The 5013-nt window shown below is 69.1% G+C and carries 7 protein-coding genes; 2 read left to right on the forward strand and 5 right to left on the reverse strand.

Going from position 1 to position 5013, the window contains the following annotated elements:
- The coding region (locus A5655_RS22535) for a PE family protein (protein WP_156764998.1) at positions 1-1168 on the reverse strand (1168 nt) is incomplete at its 3' end.
- A gap of 166 nt (positions 1169-1334) precedes the next feature.
- On the opposite strand from A5655_RS22535, the gene A5655_RS22540 reads away from it, so the two are divergent.
- Together A5655_RS22540 and A5655_RS22545 are read left to right on the forward strand one after the other, a co-directional pair.
- Positions 1335-1793, forward strand: coding sequence for a hypothetical protein (locus A5655_RS22540; RefSeq protein ID WP_067013925.1), 459 nt, complete (start codon positions 1335-1337; stop codon positions 1791-1793).
- 115 nt (positions 1794-1908) lie between these two features.
- Entirely contained in the window at positions 1909-3039 is a 1131-nt protein-coding gene (locus A5655_RS22545) for a nitronate monooxygenase (protein ID WP_067013927.1), read from the forward strand.
- A gap of 16 nt (positions 3040-3055) precedes the next feature.
- Here the strand turns inward: A5655_RS22545 and A5655_RS22550 are convergent, their stop codons facing one another.
- The 4 genes from A5655_RS22550 to A5655_RS22565 form a co-directional block, all read right to left on the reverse strand.
- Positions 3056-3289 carry a hypothetical protein gene (locus A5655_RS22550; protein WP_067013933.1) on the reverse strand — a complete coding sequence of 78 codons (234 nt, stop codon included), beginning with the start codon at positions 3287-3289 and terminating at the stop codon, positions 3056-3058.
- A gap of 84 nt (positions 3290-3373) precedes the next feature.
- Entirely contained in the window at positions 3374-3664 is a 291-nt protein-coding gene (locus tag A5655_RS22555) for a hypothetical protein (RefSeq protein WP_067013929.1), read from the reverse strand.
- A gap of 12 nt (positions 3665-3676) precedes the next feature.
- On the reverse strand, positions 3677-4081 hold the full coding sequence (locus A5655_RS22560; RefSeq protein WP_067013935.1) for a hypothetical protein: 405 nt from the start codon (positions 4079-4081) through the stop codon (positions 3677-3679).
- A 49-nt stretch (positions 4082-4130) separates the two neighbouring features.
- The gene (locus A5655_RS22565) at positions 4131-4727 is read right to left on the reverse strand and encodes a dihydrofolate reductase family protein (protein ID WP_067013931.1); all 597 of its coding nucleotides are present in this window, start codon (positions 4725-4727) and stop codon (positions 4131-4133) included.
- Positions 4728-5013: the final 286 nt, after the last annotated feature.

The raw sequence follows: 5013 nt of genomic DNA on the forward strand, positions 1-5013 counted from the left end.
TGCGGTTGGCCGCCACCGCCGCGGCACCGCCGCCGCCCCCGCCCCCCCAATCGCCGACGGCCCCGCCCGCGCCGCCCGCGCCGCCCTGAGTCAGGTCGATTCCGAAGAAGCCGGAAGAGGCGCTGTTCCCGCCCGCGCCGCCGGCGCCTCCGGTACCTCCGAGGCCGGTAGCGTCGCCGCCCGCGCCGCCGGCCCCGCCCTGGCTCAAATCGATCCCGAAGGGAATGCGGGCGAAGCCTTGGCCGCCGGCGCCGCCGGCGCCGGCGGCTCCCGTGGTGGCGGCGCCACCGTGCCCGCCGGCCCCGCCGAAGCCGGTGAAGAGGCCGGTTCCGTTACCGCCGGCCCCGCCAGCGCCTCCCGCGGATCCGGCGCCGAGAGCGTCGCCGCCGGCGCCGCCCGCCCCGCCGATCCCAGAGAGGAAGCCGGCGTGGCCGCCGGCCCCGCCGTCCCCGCCGTTAGAGCCGGGAATTCCGAGCGCACCGGCGCCGCCGGCGCCGCCGCTCCCGATCAAGAAGGCATTGCCGCCGGCACCGCCGGCACCGCCGATGCCGAGGCCGGTCGTCCCGCCCGTCCCACCGGCGCCGCCGTTGCCCCACAGCAACCCACCGTTACCGCCACGGCCACCCGCGAGGCCGGGACCGCCGGTTCCGCCCGTGCCGCCGAAGCCGATCAGACCGGCCGCGCCACCGGCGCCACCGACCTGTCCGACCCCGCCCGAGCCGCCGGTGCCACCGTTACCGAGCAGGATCCCGCCGGGGGCGCCGGCCGCCCCGGTGCCGGCCGCGCCGTTGGTGCCATTGCCGATCAGCGGGCGCCCCAACAGCAGCTCGGTCGGGGTGTTGATCACCCCCAACACGTCTTGGACGACGGTCTGCAGTGGGTTGGCGCTGGCTGCCTCGGTCGCCGCGTAGGCGCCGCCGGCGCCCTGCAGGAGCTGGACGAATTGGGCGTGAAAGGCCGCGGCCTGGGCGCTGGCGTACTGATATTGCGCGGCGTGACTGGAGAATAAGGAAGCGATCGCCGCCGACACCTCATCGCTTGCGGCGGCCGCCACGCTGGTGGTGTTGGCCGCCGCGGCCGAACTGGCCGCGTTCAGCGTTGAACCGATGTTCGCGACGTTCTCCGCCGCCGCCGCCACCGCGTCCGGAACTGCAACCACAAACGACATCCGACTACCTCCAGCTCACCCGCCCTGAGCGGATGGTAGGCGGCCCCGTCCGCCAATTCGACACAATTACAACAATTCAAAGCCGTTTCCCAGCGGCGGCTCAGCGCAGAACAATAAATCGACCCGCACTTTGTGGCGCCCAGGCGAACCGGAGGTAACGAGAGTCATGGCCCCGTTACTCACGGCGTGCGGTGGATTTCTGCTCGCCGTTTTGTGGATGGACCTGATCTTCGACGTTCAGGTCCTCCAAAACCGAAGCGCGGGTGAGGAATTGCCCGAGCCCGTGCTCGCTTCGATTGCCGGCTACTACCATCGCGCGACCACGACGTCGCGGCCGATGGGCCGGCTGATCGCCTTGGTCATGCTGATCTTGCTATTCGCGTTGGGCTTTCAGGCGGCCCGGGGTCACGACCCCGGCTGGCTGCCGGCGACGTCGGCCGTACTCGCGGGTGTCCCGATCGCGCTGGCCGCTATACATACGGTGCCCAGCGCGGTCCGGCTCGGACACCGCGCCGACAGCCCGGCCGAACAAACGCGCCTCGCGAGAGCCATCTGCCGCGACCACCTGATCTGCGCCGCCGGCATGCTCGCGTTCCTGGTCCTGTGGACGACGCGCGCGTCCTGAAACCCCGTAGTGCCGACGCGCTGGCCGGGGGCGGCTGGCCACGTCAGCGGGGTCCGTACTAAACTAGAACACGTTTCAGTTCTATTCGCATCGGTCAAGCTTTCCAGGAGTAGGCATGCACACCGCGATTTGCGACGAGCTCGGCATTGAGTTCCCGATCTTCGCCTTCACCCACTGCCGCGACGTCGTGGTGGCTGTCAGCAAGGCCGGCGGTTTCGGCGTGCTCGGCGCCGTCGGCTTCACGCCCGAGCAGCTGGAGATCGAGCTCAACTGGATCGACGAGAACATCGGCGACCACCCGTACGGGGTCGACATCGTGATCCCGAACAAGTACGAGGGCATGGACTCCCACCTGTCGGCCGAGGAGCTGGCCGAGACGCTGCGCAAGATGGTGCCGCAGGAGCACCTCGACTTCGGCAAGAAGATCCTCGCGGACCACGGGGTGCCCGTTGAAGACAGCGACGGGGACACCCTGCAGTTGCTGGGTTGGACGGAGGCGACGGCCACCCCGCAGGTCGAGGTGGCGTTGAAGCATCCCAAGGTGAAGATGATCGCCAACGCGCTCGGCACCCCGCCGGCCGACATGATCAAGCACATTCACGAGGCCGGGCTCAAGGTGGCCGCGCTGTGCGGCTCGCCGTCGCAGGCGCGTAAGCACGCCGACGCGGGCGTCGACATCATCATCGCCCAGGGCGGCGAGGCCGGCGGGCACTGCGGCGAGGTGGGCTCAATCGTGTTGTGGCCACAGGTCGTTAAGGAGGTGGCGCCGGTGCCGGTGCTGGCGGCCGGAGGCATCGGCAGCGGCCAGCAGATCGCGGCCGCCTTGGCGCTGGGCGCGCAGGGCGCCTGGACCGGCTCGCAGTGGCTGATGGTCGAGGAGTCCTCGAACACGCCGGTGCAGCAGCAGGCGTACGTCAAGGCGGGCAGCCGCGACACCGTCCGGAGCCGTTCGTTCACGGGCAAGCCGGCCCGGATGCTGCGCAACGACTGGACCGAGGCATGGGAGCAGCCCGAGAACCCCAAGCCGCTCGGTATGCCGTTGCAGTACATGGTTTCCGGCATGGCGGTGCGGGCCACCAACAGGTACCCCAACGAGTCCGTCGACGTCGCGTTCAACCCGGTCGGTCAGGTGGTCGGGCAGTTCACCAAGGTGGAGAAGACGGCGACCGTCATCGAGCGGTGGGTGCAGGAGTACCTGGAGGCGACCAACAGGCTGGACGAGCTGAACGAGGCCGCCGCCGTCTGACGGGGCTAGTCGACGGCTACTCGTCGTCGACTTCGATTTCGTCCGCACCGGGGCCGGTGAAAACCTCCTTGGTGCGGTCCACCGCGTACGTGCCGATGTCGATCGAGTTCTGCACGATGCCGCTGGCGCCACCGGCGATGTCGCCCCGGATGATGTCGCTGGCGTGCTCGACGATGTCGGAAGCCTTTTCGACGGCATTGCTGGCGATGTCGCGGGCGGCGTCGACTGCGTCCTTGGGATTGAAGCCCATCGGAATCTCCTTTTGTCGCATGGCCTTTGGTACGACTCTAGTGGCGATCGCGATCGCGAGCGCGGCTGGTCGCCACCGTCGGCTCTAGTAGTTCACCAGGGTGCGCCAGTAATCCTCGGGAATCTCGGCGCCGGAGCGCAGTACACGGGCGAGCCCGACGGCCATCGCGATACCGAGTAGGCCCAGCCACAACCCGGCCACCGCGATGACGCCCCAGAGCACGGCGGTGACGGCCGGCCACGGCGACAACACGGCGAGCACCGGCGCGAAAAAGAAGCCCGTCCCGACGTACCAGGCCGAGCCCGCACGATCCGACGCGAGCACGAACCGCAGCCAGCGCGGAATCGGCGCTTCGCGGGGCTGGGCCTGGCTCATCGCGTCAGCCGGTCATCCCGATGGGGGGAAGAACCCCGCCCCGGTGAACCAGCCCTCCTGCCACCCTTGGGCTCCCAGGCACAGCATCGGCAGCCCCCGGTCCGACTGTGCCGCCGCTTGGGGTCCCGGGCACTTCGCGCCCGCCTGCTGTACCCCGTACAGCGGATAGGAGATGACCCAGTAGCCGGTGGTGGCGGCGGGGAACTGGTTCGGCGGCGGGAAATGGCACGCCTCGGCCTGGCCGCTGGGGCCCCGCCCGAAGATGAAGCTCTCGTAGTTGTCGCAGGGCGCGCCCAGCGATGCCTGATAGTTCATCCCCGGCACGTCGCCGTCGTAGTGCGGATCGGCGGCCGCGCACGGCGCCACGCCGATCGTGATGCCCGCTATCGAAGCCGCGCTGAGCAGTTCCCGAATCATCTTCCACCCCACCTGTCGCCGGTGACCTGGACCAAAGCATATCGACCGGTCAAAGACGCCGGTAGGTGCAGATCAACACCCCGGTCCCCGTCGTCGTCGCGGACACCAGCTCCAACGCGCGGGCCCGTCCGTCGTCCGGGAACACCCGCTTGCCGCCGCCGAGCAGGATCGGCTCCAGCATCAGCCGGTATTCGTCGACGAGGTCGTGCTCGATCAGCTGCGCGGCCAGCGACGCGCTGCCCATCACCTGTAGCGCCCGACCCTCGCGTGCGCGCAGTTCGCGTATCGCGCCGATCGCGCCCGTTGTGTCGGTGGCCGGCAGCAGGGTCGAGCCCGTCCAGTTGAGGTCGCCCCGGCCAAGCGTCCGGGACGCCACGTACTTCGGGATCTCGTTCATCCGGTCGGCGAACTCGTCGCCGGCGCGATCCGGCCAGGCGGCCGCCATGGTCTGCCAGGTGCGACGGCCGAACAGCAGCGCGTCGGTCTCGGCCAACAGCTCGGAGACGGCCGGTCCCATGGTCTCGGGTTCGAAGTACGGCATCGACCAGCCGCCGTGTGCGAATCCACCGTCGGTGTCCTCGCCCTGGCCGCCCGGGGCTTGGACGACTCCGTCCAGGCTCATGAAGTGGCTCAGAACGATGCGCATGTGCTCCCTTTCGGTCGGTCGGGTCTCTCGTACCGATACAGACCGGCGGCGCCCGCGAAACTCATCGGTAAAGGAACACGTTGCAATTCGGCCCGGTGATCTTGCCGCAATCCTTCCCAACCATGGTGTAGCAGTGGTTTATTTGGCACAAAGAAGACGACTAGACGACTTCGTATGAAGGAGCGGACCTTGTCAGCATCGAAGGTAACCACCGAGCCGAATCTGCCGCCAGGGTTCGATTTCACCGACCCGGATATCCACGCCGAGCGGTTGCCGGTGGAGGAGC

The organism is Mycobacterium sp. 1081908.1, assembly GCF_001673535.1.
GTDB lineage: Bacteria > Actinomycetota > Actinomycetes > Mycobacteriales > Mycobacteriaceae > Mycobacterium.